At 71.3% G+C, this 13,746-nt stretch carries 13 protein-coding genes; 8 read left to right on the top strand and 5 right to left on the bottom strand.

Annotated elements, in window-relative coordinates:
- Positions 1-393 precede the first annotated feature (393 nt).
- Complete coding sequence (sodN, locus tag ABEA34_RS04145) at positions 394-795, bottom strand: superoxide dismutase, Ni (protein WP_345519549.1); 402 nt, start codon at positions 793-795, stop codon at positions 394-396.
- Positions 796-855: 60 nt separating this feature from the next.
- Between sodN and ABEA34_RS04140 the strand changes: the two genes are divergently transcribed.
- The 4 genes from ABEA34_RS04140 to ABEA34_RS04125 all read left to right on the top strand — a co-directional run bounded on the left by ABEA34_RS04140 (position 856) and on the right by ABEA34_RS04125 (position 4,135).
- Positions 856-1,170 (top strand): S24/S26 family peptidase, encoded by a 315-nt coding sequence (locus tag ABEA34_RS04140; protein WP_345519548.1) that lies wholly within the window; start codon positions 856-858, stop codon positions 1,168-1,170.
- Positions 1,171-1,295: 125 nt separating this feature from the next.
- On the top strand, positions 1,296-2,474 hold the full coding sequence (locus tag ABEA34_RS04135) for an NAD(P)-dependent malic enzyme (protein ID WP_345519546.1): 1,179 nt from the start codon (positions 1,296-1,298) through the stop codon (positions 2,472-2,474).
- A 21-nt stretch (positions 2,475-2,495) separates the two neighbouring features.
- Entirely contained in the window at positions 2,496-3,464 is a 969-nt protein-coding gene (locus tag ABEA34_RS04130) for a zinc-binding dehydrogenase (protein WP_345519544.1), read from the top strand.
- Complete coding sequence (locus tag ABEA34_RS04125; RefSeq protein WP_345519542.1) at positions 3,461-4,135, top strand: SDR family oxidoreductase; 675 nt, start codon at positions 3,461-3,463, stop codon at positions 4,133-4,135. Before ABEA34_RS04130 ends, ABEA34_RS04125 begins: the two co-directional genes overlap by 4 nt.
- Here the strand turns inward: ABEA34_RS04125 and ABEA34_RS04120 are convergent.
- Together ABEA34_RS04120 and ABEA34_RS04115 are read right to left on the bottom strand one after the other, a co-directional pair.
- Positions 4,104-4,520 carry an MmcQ/YjbR family DNA-binding protein gene (locus ABEA34_RS04120; protein WP_345519539.1) on the bottom strand — a complete coding sequence of 139 codons (417 nt, stop codon included), beginning with the start codon at positions 4,518-4,520 and terminating at the stop codon, positions 4,104-4,106. The genes ABEA34_RS04125 and ABEA34_RS04120 overlap by 32 nt on opposite strands.
- Positions 4,521-4,522: 2 nt before the next feature.
- Positions 4,523-5,173, bottom strand: coding sequence for an acetoacetate decarboxylase family protein (locus ABEA34_RS04115; RefSeq protein WP_345519537.1), 651 nt, complete (start codon positions 5,171-5,173; stop codon positions 4,523-4,525).
- A 63-nt stretch (positions 5,174-5,236) separates the two neighbouring features.
- Between ABEA34_RS04115 and ABEA34_RS04110 the strand changes: the two genes are divergently transcribed.
- Together ABEA34_RS04110 and ABEA34_RS04105 are read left to right on the top strand one after the other, a co-directional pair.
- Positions 5,237-7,510, top strand: a complete 2,274-nt coding sequence (locus tag ABEA34_RS04110; RefSeq protein ID WP_345519536.1) for a sulfatase-like hydrolase/transferase — start codon at positions 5,237-5,239, stop codon at positions 7,508-7,510.
- Positions 7,503-8,060, top strand: coding sequence for a TetR family transcriptional regulator (locus tag ABEA34_RS04105; RefSeq protein WP_345519534.1), 558 nt, complete (start codon positions 7,503-7,505; stop codon positions 8,058-8,060). Before ABEA34_RS04110 ends, ABEA34_RS04105 begins: the two co-directional genes overlap by 8 nt.
- Before the next feature lie 98 nt (positions 8,061-8,158).
- Here ABEA34_RS04105 and ABEA34_RS04100 read toward each other — a convergent pair whose 3' ends face one another.
- Together ABEA34_RS04100 and ABEA34_RS04095 are read right to left on the bottom strand one after the other, a co-directional pair.
- On the bottom strand, positions 8,159-8,335 hold the full coding sequence (locus ABEA34_RS04100) for a DUF6104 family protein (RefSeq protein WP_345519532.1): 177 nt from the start codon (positions 8,333-8,335) through the stop codon (positions 8,159-8,161).
- 3 nt (positions 8,336-8,338) lie between these two features.
- Positions 8,339-12,079 carry a multifunctional oxoglutarate decarboxylase/oxoglutarate dehydrogenase thiamine pyrophosphate-binding subunit/dihydrolipoyllysine-residue succinyltransferase subunit gene (locus ABEA34_RS04095; RefSeq protein WP_345519531.1) on the bottom strand — a complete coding sequence of 1,247 codons (3,741 nt, stop codon included), beginning with the start codon at positions 12,077-12,079 and terminating at the stop codon, positions 8,339-8,341.
- 173 nt (positions 12,080-12,252) lie between these two features.
- On the opposite strand from ABEA34_RS04095, the gene ABEA34_RS04090 reads away from it, so the two are divergent.
- Both ABEA34_RS04090 and ABEA34_RS04085 read left to right on the top strand, forming a co-directional pair.
- Entirely contained in the window at positions 12,253-12,843 is a 591-nt protein-coding gene (locus ABEA34_RS04090; RefSeq protein ID WP_345519530.1) for a hypothetical protein, read from the top strand.
- The gene (locus tag ABEA34_RS04085; protein WP_345519529.1) at positions 12,840-13,736 is read left to right on the top strand and encodes an LCP family protein; all 897 of its coding nucleotides are present in this window, start codon (positions 12,840-12,842) and stop codon (positions 13,734-13,736) included. The genes ABEA34_RS04090 and ABEA34_RS04085 overlap by 4 nt, the downstream gene beginning before the upstream one ends.
- The last annotated feature ends 10 nt before the right edge of the window (positions 13,737-13,746 follow it).

The raw sequence follows: 13,746 nt of genomic DNA, 5'->3' as shown, positions 1-13,746 counted from the left end.
GCGGTCAGGATCCGGCGGTGCTCGCAACGTCCGAATCGACCAGACCCGGCTCTATGGGTTCCGCAATCAGACCTGCGCTCGAGGAGGTAGCCGCCCCAGTGGTCGGCCCCGCCCAGCAACGTGGACGTGGCCCTCCTGGCGCATGTAGTGCGAGGACCGTGACGTCGGAGCTCCCCTCAGCCCCGCTCGGTAAGCGCCGCGCTGGGAGGCTGGAGGACAGAGGAATGACAGACGCCCCCTCAACCCGACGTGGGCTGAGAGGGCGTCTGTCATCAAGCCAAGGGAGCAAGATGCTCACAGCCAGCCTGCTTCGACGTCCGTCCGTCGTGAGCGCAGACGGTCACGCCTTCGCAAGCTCAGGCGTGCTTGAGACGAAGAAGGCTTGAGCGGAGCTCAAGCCTTCTTCGTCTCCCAGAAGATCTCGGCGATCTCGTCGATCTTCGCGAGCAGCTCGTCGGCCTTGCCGGCGTCGAGCTCACCCTTGGTGCCGGAGGCGCCGGCGAGCTTGGTGGCCTCGTTGACCAGGGTGTGCAGCTGCGGGTACTTCTCGAAGTGCGGGGGCTTGAAGTAGTCGGTCCACAGCACCCACAGGTGGTGCTTGACCAGCTCGGAGCGCTGCTCCTTGATCAGGATCGCCCGGGTGCGGAAGTCGGGGTCGTCGTTGTCGGCGACCTTGGCGATGATCGCCTTGATGGACTCGGCCTCGATGCGCGCCTGGGCGGGGTCGTAGACGCCGCAGGGAAGGTCGCAGTGGGCGGAGACCTCGAGGGTGGGGGCGAACAGCTTCGCGAACATGCGGGTCCTCTCTCATCTTCTCTTCGGTTGTCTGAAGTCTTTCACTGGGACACTACCCGCATGTCGAGGTGGGGATTCGCGATGGTCAGTGGGCGATCGATGACCCCGGCGCTGCGCGCAGGCGACCGGCTCCTGGTCTCCTACCGGCGCGTCGCCCGCGAGGGCGACGTCGTGGTCGCGCGCTTCCCCGACGGCACGCTCGCGGTGAAGCGCGCCGCCGAGCGGCGTACGACGCGGGACGGGTCGCCGGCCTGGTGGCTGCTCAGCGACAACCCCGCCGAGGGGGTCGACTCGCGGCACCGCGGCCCGGTGGCCGCGACGGACGTGATCGCCGTCACCGTGGCGAGAGTCTGGCCCCGCCCGCGACGGCTGTGACCGTGTGCCAGACTGATTCGCGGGGAAGATCCCCCGAGGCCTGACGAGTTCCGCGCACCACCCCTGCGTGTCGAGCCGGGCCCCTCCCCGTCGTACGTTCACCCTTCTGGAAAGTCAGAGCTGTCATGGCTGAAGCACCACATCCGTTTGCCGGCGACCCGGTCTTCGACCTGCACGTGGGCGGGAAGATGGAGGTCCGGTCGACCGTCGCGCTCGCCGGCGCGGACGACCTCTCGCTCGCCTACACGCCGGGCGTGGCCCGGGTGTGCGAGGCGATCGCCGAGGACCCGTCGATGACCCAGCACTACACCTGGGTGCCCAACGTCGTGGCCGTCGTCTCCGACGGCACCGCGGTGCTGGGCCTGGGCGACATCGGGCCTGCCGCCGCGATGCCGGTGATGGAGGGCAAGGCCGTGCTGTTCAAGCAGTTCGGCAACGTGGACGCCGTCCCGATCTGCCTGGCGACCACGGATGTCGAGGAGATCATCGAGACCGTCGTCCGGCTGGCGCCGAGCTTCGGCGGCATCAACCTCGAGGACATCTCCGCGCCGCGCTGCTTCGAGATCGAGGACCGGCTCAAGGCGCTGCTCGACATCCCCGTCTTCCACGACGACCAGCACGGCACCGCCGTCGTCGCGCTCGCGGCGCTCACGAACGCCCTGACGCTCACCGGCCGCAGCCCGGAGTCGACCCGGGTGGTCATCTCCGGCGCCGGTGCCGCCGGCGTCGCGATCGCCAAGATCCTGCTCGAGGCCGGCATCACCGACCTGGCGGTCACCGACCGCAAGGGCATCGTGCACTCGGGCCGCCACGACCTGACGCCGGTGAAGCGGGAGCTCGCCGAGATGACGGCCGACAAGACCGGACGCACCGGGACGCTCGCCGAGGCGCTCGACGGGGCCGACGTCTACCTCGGCGTCTCCGGCGGCACCGTGCCGGAGGAGGACGTCGCGCGGATGGCGCCCGACGCGATCATCTTCGCGATGGCCAACCCGCACCCGGAGGTGCACCCCGAGGTCGCGCACCGGCACGCCCGGGTCGTCGCGACCGGCCGGTCGGACTTCCCCAACCAGATCAACAACGTGCTGGCCTTCCCGGGCATCTTCCGCGGTGCGTTCGACGCGCACGCGACGTCGATCACCGAGGGCATGAAGCTCGCCGCCGCGGAGGCCATCGCCGGCCTGGTCGGCGACCAGCTGTCCGAGGCGTACGTGATCCCGTCGCCGTTCGACCCGCGCGTCGGTCCCGCCGTGTCGGCCGCTGTGGCGGATGCCGCACGACGAGACGGTGTCGCGCGGCGATAGGCCCCCGGTACGTTCGAGGACATGTTCGCCGTCTACGCCGACCGCTTCTCCCAGGAAGACCCGCTCTCCGCCCTCCAGGTGGGGGAGCGCCCCGATCCCGAGGTCCCCGACGGGTGGACGACGGTGACGGTCAAGGCCGCGTCGCTCAACCACCACGACCTCTTCTCGCTGCGCGGCGTCGGGCTGCGCGAGGAGGCGCTGCCGATGATTCTCGGCTGCGACGCCGCCGGTCTCGACGAGGACGGCAACGAGGTCGTCGTGCACGCCGTGATCAGCGACCCCTCCTGGACCGGCGACGAGACCTTCGACCCGAAGCGGTCCCTGCTGTCCGAGCGCTACCAGGGCACGCTCGCGGCCAGGGTCGCCGTACCCCGGCGCAACGTCGTGCCGAAGCCCCCGTCGCTGTCGTTCGCCGAGGCGGCCTGCCTGCCGACGGCCTGGCTGACGGCGTACCGGATGCTCTTCACCCGCGGTGCCCTGCGCGCCGGTGAGACCGTGCTGATCCAGGGAGCGGGTGGCGGGGTCGCGACCGCCGCGATCGTGCTCGGCCGGGCCGCGGGCCTGCGGGTCCTGGTCACGAGCCGCGACGAGGGCAAGCGGGCGCGGGCGCTCGAGCTGGGCGCGCACGAGGCGTTCGAGTCCGGCGCCCGGCTGCCGGTCAAGGTCGACGCCGTCATCGAGACGGTCGGCCGTGCGACCTGGTCGCACTCGATCCGGGCCCTGCGTCCGGGCGGCCGGATCATCACGTCCGGTACGACGTCGGGGCCGAACCTCGACGACGCCGAGCTGACCCGGATCTTCTTCCTGCAGCTCAGCGTGATCGGCTCAACGATGGGCACGCGCGACGAGCTCGCGGCCCTGGTGTCGATGCTCGACGCCACCGGTGCCCGGCCGCTGATCGACCGGACCCTGCCGATGACCGAGGCGCGCGAGGGATTCGCCGCGATGCTGGATGGCGAGCAGTTCGGCAAGATCGTCTTCACGCTGTGACGCATCTCGTCACGGGCGCGGGCTCCGGCATCGGCGCGGTGCTGGCGCACCGGCTGCTCGAGCGCGGCGAGGAGGTCACCGTGCTCGCTCGTTCGGCCGAGCGCGCCGAGGAGATGGCAGCCGACCTGTCGGGCGCCGAGGTGCTGGTCGCCGACCTGGCGTGGCCGGAGTCGGTCGAGTCACTGCAGCTGCCGGAGTCGCTGGACTCGGTCGTGCACGCCGCCGGCGTGGTCGAGCTCGGCCCGGTCTCCGAGCTGAGCGCCGACGCCTGGGCCAGTCAGCTCCAGGTCAACCTGGTGGCTCCTGCGGCGCTGACCCGGGTCGCCCTGCCCGGTCTGCGTCGGGCGCGCGGCACCGTCGTCTTCGTCAACTCCGGCGCCGGTCTCACCGCTCACCCCCAGTGGTCGGCGTACGCCGCCTCCAAGCACGGCCTGCGCGCCCTCGCGGACTCCCTGCGCGGCGAGGAGGCCGCCGCCGGCGTACGCGTCACGACGGTCTACCCCGGTCGCACGGCGACGCCGATGCAGGAGAAGGTGCACCAGCAGGAGGGCAAGGCGTACGACGCCGCCGCCTGGATCCGTCCCGAGACCGTGGTCGACGCGATCCTGCACGTGCTCGACCTGCCGCGGGACGCGACGATCAGCGACCTGACGGTGCGTCCAGGAGCCTGACCAGCCGCTGCGGGGCCTGGAACCGGTAGGACTCGGTGACCAGCTCGGCGACCTCGGTCCAGTCGGTGTCGTCGCCGAGGACCATCCCGATGATCGTGGGCGACCACGGCGGCTTGTAGAACGGCAGCCCGGCGTGGGTGAGGGCGAGCAGCTCGTCGCCGGCCGCGCGGAACGTGAGGACGGTGCGGATCGCGTCGTCGCCGGTGATGTCGCGGTACGCCGACTCGTAGCCGGGCTGGGCGACCATCACGTGGGCGAAGGTCGCGGTCCGGACGCGCCAGCGCACGCCGGTCCAGGCATCCTCCTCGACGACCTCGGGAAGGCGGGCGGCGATCGCACCGATCCGGCGTACGACGGCCGCGTCGGGCTCGATGCGCCGTGCCACGCTCAGCCGAAGGACATCCGGAAGTCGGCCTGGCGGAAGGACGCGAGCTGGCGGGCACCGCGCATCCAGCCGAGCGGCCCGTCCGGGGCGAAGTCCCAGTGGCCGCGGGCCGGGAACGCCTTGGCCGAGCCCTGGAGGACCGCGGTGCGCTCCTCGCCTGCGGTGTCGTCGATGCCGGGCTGCCAGGTGGTGCCCTTGAAGGGGACCCGCGGGATGGCCCGGCTGACGTCGGTGAACGTGGCGGTCGCGATCGGCTTCCGCGCGAGCGACGCCGACCAGGTGGTCGACGACAGCGGCCCGCGGTGGCTGGTCTCGAGGTCGAAGTCGCAGAGCCCCTTCGGGATCGCCCACAGCTCGCGGCCACCGGCGACCGAGGCGGGGGAGTCGACCCAGATGTCGGTGATCGACACGCACCGACCGTGCTGCTCGGTCGGGACCAGGCGCGCGACGAGGAGCTCGGAGTAGGTCAGCGGGCTGCCGGGCTCGTAGGAGACGAAGGCCGCGCCGTACGTCCCGGCGGGGCGGAGCTCGTCGACGCCCTCCCGCAGCCGGAAGATCGAGAGCCAGAGCTGCCCGACCATCTGCCACGGCGCCGCCGGGTAGGCGACCTCGCCATCGGGTCCGGACGAGGTGATCCACGCGGTCTGGGTCATGGAGGCATCCTGCCGCACCGGACGGGCAGACGAAAGTGTCAGTTGAGTGACAGAATCGCCGGCATGCAGACCCAGCGGATCACCAGCCGTGTCGAGACCTCCGAGCCGCGCTTCGTGCCGTACCCGAGGCCCGGCGCCGACGCCCCGCACGTGCTGATGGTCGTCCTCGACGACATCGGCTTCGCCCAGCTCGGGTGCTTCGGGTCGGGCATCGCGACCCCCCACATCGACCGGCTCGCGGCCGAGGGCCTGCGCTACAACCGCTTCCACGTCACGTCGGTCTGCTCCGCGACCCGGGCGGCCCTGCTCACCGGGCGCAACCACCACGCCGTCGGGATGGGCGTCACCCAGGAGGCGGCGCTCGGCTTCCCGGGCTACACGGGCCGGATCCCGAGGTCGGCCGCCACCCTGGCGCGGGTGCTGCGCGACCACGGCTACAACACCCTCGCCGTCGGCAAGTGGCACCTGGCGCCCAAGAACGAGTACTCCGCCTCCGGCCCCTTCGACCGTTGGCCGCTCGGGCAGGGGTTCGAGCGCTACTACGGCTTCCTCGGGGCGGAGACCAGCCAGTGGGCGCCGGAGCTGGTCCGCGACAACACCCACATCGACCCGCCGTACACGCCGGAGGAGGGCTATCACCTCACCGAGGACCTGGTGGACCAGGCGATCCGGATGGTCCAGGACCAGCAGCAGGCGGAGTCGCGCAAGCCGTTCTTCCTCTACGTCGCGCCGGGTGCGGCGCACGCCCCGCACCAGGTGACCGAGGAATGGGTGGCGCCGTACGCCGGCCAGTTCGACGACGGCTGGGAGGCCTGGCGGCAGCGGGCCTTCGACCGGCAGGTCGCCGAGGGGATCATCCCGGCCGACACCGTGCTGCCCGAGCGGCCGCCGTGGATCCCGGACTGGGAGACCCTGCCGGCGGACCAGCGGCGGCTGTTCGCCCGCTACATGGAGGTCTTCGCGGGGTTCGTCACGCACACCGACCACCACCTCGGGCGCCTGTTCTCCTACCTCGAGGAGCTCGGCATCGCCGAGGACACGATCGTGATGCTGATGTCCGACAACGGTGCGAGCGCCGAGGGCGGGACGACGGGCACGCTCAACGAGGCCGCCGGCTGGCTCGGCATGGCCGAGGACGTGTCCGAGTCGATCGCGCGCATCGACGAGATCGGCGGTCCGGACGCCTACAACCACTACCCCTACGGCTGGGCGTGGGCGGGCAACGCCCCGCTGCGGCTGTGGAAGCGGTACGCCTGGCTCGGCGGCGTCCGGACCCCGCTCGTCGTGCGCTGGGGTGACCGGCTGGCCGGCCGCGGCGGCGTACGCCCGCAGTTCGTGCACGCCGTCGACCTCTACGCCACGGTCCTCGACGCGGCCGGGATCGTGTCGCCCGAGACCGTCGACGGGGTGACCCAGCAGCCCGTCGAGGGGACCTCCCTGCTGCCGAGCTTCGCGGCGGCGGACGCCGAGGAGCACCGGCGGCTGCAGTACTTCGAGATGTTCGGCTCCCGGGCGATCTACCACGACGGCTGGATGGCGGTCACCGACCATGTGGCCAACCAGTTCGACGAGCGCGCGCACCTCGTCGGCAGCCACGACCACGACACCGACCGGTGGTCGCTCTTCCACCTCGCCGAGGACTTCTCGGAGTCGCGCGACCTCGCCGACGAGCAGCCCGGTCGGGTCCGCCGGCTGGAGGAGCTGTGGTGGGCCGAGGCCGGGCGCAACCAGGTGCTGCCGCTCTTCGAGTTCCCGGGCTCGATGGCGCACATGCACCCGGGCGAGTTCCCGCCGCCGACGGTCGGTCGCTACGCGCCGGGCGGCGGACCGGTCCAGGAGAGCCAGCTGCCCTCGCTGATGGGGGGCTTCGAGCTGACGGCGTCCGTCGTGGTGCCGGAGGGCGGCGCCGAGGGGATCATCACGGCGGTCGGTGACCGGCACGGTGGCTGGGCGACGTACCTGCTCGACGGTCGTCTGGTCGCCACCGTCGCCATGCTCGACCGCACCACCCGGCTCGCCGCACCCGTGCCGGTGCCGGCGGGGGAGCACGTGCTGAGCGTGCGCTACGTGCCCGGCCGCGAGCCGCGGCTGGAGCTGGCCGTGGACGGCGTCGACGTCGCGTCCGCGCCGCTCCCCGGGCTGGTCTTCTTCCCCAACCTGGGCTCGTCGGGTGCCGGCCTGCTCGTCGGCCGGGACCGCGGGATCGCGGTGGGCGCCGACTACCGCCCGCCGTTCGCGTTCACCGGGACCCTCTCACGGGTGGAGCTGCGCAGCGGCCGCCCCGGGGCGCGGCCGGACGCGGGCGCCGAGCTGCGGGTGGCGCTGGCCGGTGACTGAGGCCGGACGTCGCGAGACCCACAAGCGCAGCACGCGCGAGGCGCTCGCGGAGGCGGCGCTGCGGCGCTTCGCCGTGGACGGGTACGACGAGACGTCGGTCGACGCGATCGCGGCCGATGCGGGCGTCTCCGCGCGGACCTTCTTCCGCTACTTCGCCACGAAGGACGAGGTGCTCGACATGGGCCGCGAGGAGCGGCAGGCCCAGCTCCGGGCACGGATCCGCGAGCTGCGGGCCGGGGACTCGGGGCTCGACGGCCTCGACGTCGTACGCGCGGCGCTCGTGGAGCTCGCCCGCGGCTTCGAGTCCGACCGCGAGCGGGTGCAGCTGCGCCAGCGCGCCGCCGCGGCCTCGCCGGTGCTGCGCGGCCGGCTCTACGACACCTTTGCGTCCTGGGAGCACGTGGTCGCGCGCGAGCTCGGCGGGGACGCTGCGGCCCGGACCCTGGCTGCGGTCGGGTTCGCCGTCTTCCGCGCCGCGACGGCGACGTGGGTGGCCGACGGGGGCTCGCTGCCGGAGCTCGTCGAGCGCGGCTTCGCCGTACTGGGGTGAGGGCCGGGAGTTTTGTCGGTCGGCCGACAAAACTCCTGCTGGGACGACAAAGCATTATCGTCCAAGCGTGAGTTTCATCGGCCGACCGATGAAACTCGTCAGTCCTCTGGGTCGTCCAGCCGGGCCAGCCAGGTCGCAAACCGCTCGACGGCGGTCTCGAACTCCGGGTGCGCGTCGACGAAGCCCTGGAGCTGCTCGGCGAGCCACGCCAGGGTGACCTCCTCGTCACCCCGGCGCTTCTCGAGCTCCTCGATGCCGCGGTCGGTGAAGTACATCGGTCAGGAGAAGGCGCGAGCCACGAGGTCCTTCTGCTCCTCGGTGTGCCGCTTGACCGTGCCGACGGCGGGGGACGACGACTCGGGGCGGGAGATGAGCTCCACCTGGGCGTCGACGTGCGGCCACGTGTTGAGCTGGTAGTGCGGCCACGGGCCCATGTTGGCGGGCTCGTCCTGCACCCAGCGCACGGCCTTGAGGTGCGGGTAGCGGGCGATCTCGTCGCGGATCTCGGCCTCGGGGCGCGGGTAGAGCTGCTCGACCCGCGCGATCGCGAACCGCTCGCCGTCCTCGCGCTTCGCGCGCTCCACCATCAGGTCCCACGTCACCCGGCCCGAGCACAGCAGCAGGGTGTCGACCTTGTCGGCGTCGGCGGCGGCGTCCCTGATGAAGGGCTCGAACGTGCCGGACGTGAAGTCACCCGGGTGCGACGCGGCCTCCTTGCGCTTCAGCATCGACTTCGGCGTGAAGACGATCATCGGCTTGTGCTCCTCGCCGAGCGAGTGCTGGCGCAGGAGGTGGAAGTACGACGCGGGGGTGCTCGGCTGCGCGACCACGAACGCCTCGTCCGCGGCCATCGTCAGGAACCGCTCGATGCGGGCCGAGGAGTGGTCGGCGCCCTGGCCCTCGTAGCCGTGGGGGAGCAGGAGCACGACGCCGGACTGCTGGTTCCACTTGCTCTCGCCGGCGCTGATGAACTCGTCGATCACGGTCTGCGCGCCGTTGACGAAGTCACCGAACTGCGCCTCCCAGAGCACGAGGGCCTCGGGGCGGGCGACGGAGTAGCCGTACTCGAAGCCGAGCGCGGCGTACTCCGACAGGAGCGAGTCGTAGACGTAGAACTTCGCCTGGTCCTCGGTGAGGTTGGCCAGCGGGGTCCACTCGTCGGCGTTGCGGCGGTCGATGATCGTCGCGAAGCGGGACACGAACGTGCCGCGCCGCGAGTCCTGGCCGGCCAGGCGGACCGGGCGGCCCTCCATCAGCAGCGAGCCGAGGGCGAGGATCTCGCCGGTGCCCCAGTCGATCGGGCCGTCGGCGATCGCGGCCGAGCGGCGCTGCAGCTGCGGCATCACCTTCGGGTGGACGGTGAAGCCGTCGGGCGGGGTGACGTAGGCGTCGGCGATCCGCTTGAGGACCTCGCCGGACACGGCCGTGCGGGTCTCGCCCGACGGCTTGTCCGGGTAGTCGGGCACCGTCGTCCACTCGGACGGCTGCGTGCTGGCCTCGCGGACCTCGGTGAAGACGCGCTCCAGCTGCAGCTGGTAGTCGCGCAGCACCTGCTCGGCCTCCTCGATCGTGATGTCGCCACGACCGATGAGGGACTCCGTGTAGAGCTTGCGGACCGAGCGCTTCTGCTCGATCAGGTCGTACATCAGCGGCTGCGTGTACGACGGGTCGTCGCCCTCGTTGTGGCCGCGACGGCGGTAGCAGACCAGGTCGATGACGACGTCCTTGTTGAACGCCTGGCGGTACTCGAACGCCAGCCGCGCGACGCGGATGCAGGCCTCCGGGTCGTCGCCGTTGACGTGGAAGATCGGCGCCTGGACCATCCGGGCCACGTCGGTGCAGTAGAGCGAGGAGCGCGACGAGCCGGGGGAGGTGGTGAAGCCGACCTGGTTGTTGACGACCAGGTGGATCGTGCCGCCGGTGCGGTAGCCGCGCAGCTGCGAGAGGTTGAGCGTCTCCGCGACCACGCCCTGGCCGGCGAACGCCGCGTCACCGTGCACGAGCAGCGGGAGCACCGGGAACGCCGCGCCCCGGTCCAGCACGTCCTGCTTGGCGCGGGCGATGCCCTCCAGCACGGGGTCGACGGCCTCGAGGTGCGACGGGTTCGCCGCGACCGAGACCTTGATCTCGGCGCCCGAGCCGGCGACGAACTCGCCCTCGGCGCCGAGGTGGTACTTCACGTCGCCGGAGCCCTGGACGGTGCGCGGGTCGATGTTGCCCTCGAACTCGCGGAAGATCTGGGAGTACTTCTTGCCGACGATGTTGGCCAGCACGTTGAGCCGGCCGCGGTGGGCCATGCCGATCGCGACCTCGTCGAGGTCCGCCTCGGCGGCGGCCTCGCAGATCTCGTCGAGGACGGGGACGGTGGTCTCGCCACCCTCGAGCGAGAAGCGCTTCTGGCCGACGAACTTGGTCTGCAGGAAGGTCTCGAAGGCCTCGGCCTGGTTGAGCTTCAGCAGGATCCGCAGCTGCTCCTCGCGGGGCGGCTTGGTGTGCGGCTGCTCGACCCGCTCCTGGATCCAGCGGCGCTGCTCGGGGTCCATGATGTGCATGTACTCGATGCCGGTCGTGCGGCAGTAGGAGTCGCGCAGGATGCCGAGGATCGCGCGCAGCTTCATGAACCGGCGGCCCTCGCCGCCGAAGGAGCCGGTCGCGAACTCGCGGTCGAGGTCCCACAGGGTCAGGCCGTGCGACTCGATCTCGAGGTCGGGGTGGCTGCGCTGGCGGTACTCCAGCGGGTCCGTGTCGGCCATCATGTGGCCGCGCACCCGGTAGGCGTGGATCAGCTCGAGGATCCGGGCCTGCTTCGAGATCTCGTCGTCGTGCGACGTCGCGATGTCGTTGTTCCAGCGGATCGGCTCGTACGGGATGCGCAGCGAGCGGAAGATCTCGTCGTAGAAGTCGTCGCCACCGAGCAGCAGCTGGTGGACCCGCTTGAGGAACTCACCGGACTGCGCGCCCTGGATCACGCGGTGGTCGTACGTCGAGGTCAGGGTCATGACCTTGCTGATGGCGTTGCGGGCGATCGCGTCGGCCGACGCGCCCTGCCACTCGGCGGGGTACTCCATCGCGCCGACGCCGATGATCGCGCCCTGGCCCGCCATCAGGCGGGGGACCGAGTGGCTGGTGCCGATGCCGCCGGGGTTGGTCAGGGAGATCGAGGTGCCCTTGAAGTCGTCGACGGTCAGCTTGTTGTCGCGCGCCTTGCGGACGATCTCCTCGTAGGCCGTCCAGAACGCCGCGAAGTCCATGTTCTCGGCGGCCTTGATGGCCGGCACGAGGAGGGTGCGGGAGCCGTCGGACTTCGGGACGTCGATGGCGAGACCGAGGTTGATGTGCGCCGGGGTGATCAGGTTGGGCTTGCCGTCGACCGTCTCGAAGCCGACGTTCATCTCCGGCATCGACCGGACCGCCTTGACCAGCGCGTAGCCGATCAGGTGGGTGAAGGAGACCTTGCCGCCGCGGGCGCGGGCGAGGTGGTTGTTGATGACGGTGCGGTTGTCCCAGAGCAGCTTGACCGGGACCGAGCGGACCGAGGTCGCGGTCGGGACCGTGAGCGAGACGTCCATGTTCTGCGCCGTGCGCGCCGGCGCTCCGCGGAGCACGGTGTAGGTCGGCTCGTCCTTCGCCGGCGCGGGCGCGGCCGGGCGGGACTCCTTCGGCACCGGGCTGGTCGTGCCCTTCGCGGGCTCGGCCGCCTTGGTCTCCGGACGCGGCTTGGCGACCGGTGCGGGCGTCGGCGTCGGGTCGGGTGCGTGCTCCTGCGCGGGGGCGGTCTTCGCCGGGGCGGCCGGTGCCGCCGGCTTGGCCGGGGCGGGTGCCGCCGGGGCCGCCTGCTTGGTGGCGGTCGCCGTGCCGTTGCCGCCGTTGGCGTGGCCGTTCGTCTTGAAGTACGCGGCCCACGTCGCGTCGACGCTCCCGGGGTCCCGCTGGTACTGGTCGAACATTTCCTCGACGAGCCACTCGTTGGCGCCGAAGTCGGCGGACGGGAGCTCGGACTGGCCTGGGGACTGCGGCACGGCTTGATTCGCCTCTTCCGGATCGTGCACGGGGAGTGTCAGGTGTCAAGGCTAGACCCCCGCACCAGCAATTGCAGACCGTGGGGCGCGTTTGCGGCGTGGTGTGCCAAGGGCCACAACCTGACGTTGCAGACTTCCCACCGAACGGCACCTGCGATGGGGAGTTTCGGACTATGAGGCAACGGACCGGACGTGGGTCCTGGGCGCTCGCGGCGCTGCTGGTCCTCGGTCTCGCGACCGGCGGATGCAGCGGCGGCAGCGACGACGATCCCGGAGGGGGCGACCCGACCTCGGGCGCGTCGGCCGCATCCGAGGCCGTGGTCACGCACGCCAAGCTCGGTGAGCGGGCCGGCAAGCTGTCGCAGGCGCGACGCCAGCAGGTGGTCGACCAGGTGCAGAAGGTCGTCGACGGCTGGATGGAGGCCGCCTACCTCGGCGGCGACTACCCCCGCGCCGACTTCGCCGACGCGTGGCCGGGCTTCACCGCGGGAGCGAAGGCCGACGCCGAGCACGACGGCGACCTGATGAGCAACCGCGACCTCGGCGCCTCGATCGTCGGCGTCGAGCCGGTCAAGCGCGCGGTCACCGTCGACGTGCTCGCGGCGCACGGGCGCCCGGCCGGCGTGACCGCACACGTGCTGCTGCGGTTCACGACGACCGGCGACACCGTGAAGGACGTCCGGGTCGTCGGACGGCTCTACCTCACGAAGGGCAAGCAGGGGTGGCAGGTCTTCGGCTACGACGTCACGAAGGACGCGCGATGAAGCGGCTGGTGCGGGTGCTGACGATCGGTGCGGTGCTCGCGGTCGCGGCCCTCGTGGTGCCCGACTCGGCGGTGCAGAGCACCGAGATCGAGCTGGTGAAGGTCAAGCGTGCGGAGTCCGTCGACGTCAGCCCCGACGTGGTCTGGATCCTGGCCGTCGGCTCCGACGCACGCCCCGGCGAGGACATGACCCACACCCGCGGCGACGCGCTGCAGCTGGTCGGGATGAACACCCGGACGGGCGCGGCGACCGCGATCGGCATCCCGCGCGACTCGTGGGTCCCGATCCCCGGCCACCGCTCCAACAAGATCAACGCGTCGCTCTACTTCGGCGGACCGCAGCTCCTCGGCGAGACCGTCGGCAACCTGGTCGGCATCCAGCCCGACTACGTCTTCGTGACCCGCTTCGAGTTCTTCGAGGCGATGATCCACGACATCGGCGGCATCGACGTCGTCAACCCGATCGCGTTCGCCGACGACAACCTCAAGCCCAAGGGGTTCAAGAAGGGGCACCTCCACCTGGGTGGGTACGACGCGCTGGTCTTCTCCCGGATCCGCCACGACCTGATCCGCGGTGACTTCGACCGGTCGGCCAACCAGCAGCGCGTCCTGCGCGGCATCCAGTCGGCGGTGCGGGCCAAGGCGGACCGGCCGGGCTTCATCGAGCGGGGCGTCTACAGCGTCATCCAGCACATGCACACCGACCTGTCGCCGGCCGAGCTCTACCGGCTCGGCCAGGCGATGGCCCAGGTCGACCCGGGCAAGATCACCAACTGCGTGGTCCAGGGAAGCATCGGCGACATCGGCGGCGCCAGCGTGGTCCTGCCGTTCGTCGACCAGGCCCGCCGCTACGGCGACGACGCCCGCAAGGACGCCACGATCAAGAAGTGCTGAGGACGGACGT

The sequence above is a fragment of the Nocardioides conyzicola genome (assembly GCF_039543825.1).
GTDB classification, from domain to species: Bacteria; Actinomycetota; Actinomycetes; order Propionibacteriales; family Nocardioidaceae; genus Nocardioides; species Nocardioides conyzicola.
This window is presented reverse-complemented; position numbering and strand designations above follow the sequence as displayed.

Bases quoted from the DNA above. Each gene is read 5' to 3' on its own strand.
- ABEA34_RS04135 (WP_345519546.1), top strand. From the start codon at position 1,296: ATGGCTGAAGCACCACATCCGTTTGCCGGCGACCCGGTCTTCGACCTG.
- ABEA34_RS04090 (WP_345519530.1), top strand. From the start codon at position 12,253: ATGAGGCAACGGACCGGACGTGGGTCCTGGGCGCTCGCGGCGCTGCTG.
- ABEA34_RS04115 (WP_345519537.1), bottom strand. From the start codon at position 5,173: ATGACCCAGACCGCGTGGATCACCTCGTCCGGACCCGATGGCGAGGTC.
- ABEA34_RS04140 (WP_345519548.1), top strand. From the start codon at position 856: ATGTCGAGGTGGGGATTCGCGATGGTCAGTGGGCGATCGATGACCCCG.
- ABEA34_RS04100 (WP_345519532.1), bottom strand. From the start codon at position 8,335: ATGTACTTCACCGACCGCGGCATCGAGGAGCTCGAGAAGCGCCGGGGT.
- sodN (WP_345519549.1), bottom strand. From the start codon at position 795: ATGTTCGCGAAGCTGTTCGCCCCCACCCTCGAGGTCTCCGCCCACTGC.
- ABEA34_RS04110 (WP_345519536.1), top strand. From the start codon at position 5,237: ATGCAGACCCAGCGGATCACCAGCCGTGTCGAGACCTCCGAGCCGCGC.
- ABEA34_RS04130 (WP_345519544.1), top strand. From the start codon at position 2,496: ATGTTCGCCGTCTACGCCGACCGCTTCTCCCAGGAAGACCCGCTCTCC.
- ABEA34_RS04085 (WP_345519529.1), top strand. From the start codon at position 12,840: ATGAAGCGGCTGGTGCGGGTGCTGACGATCGGTGCGGTGCTCGCGGTC.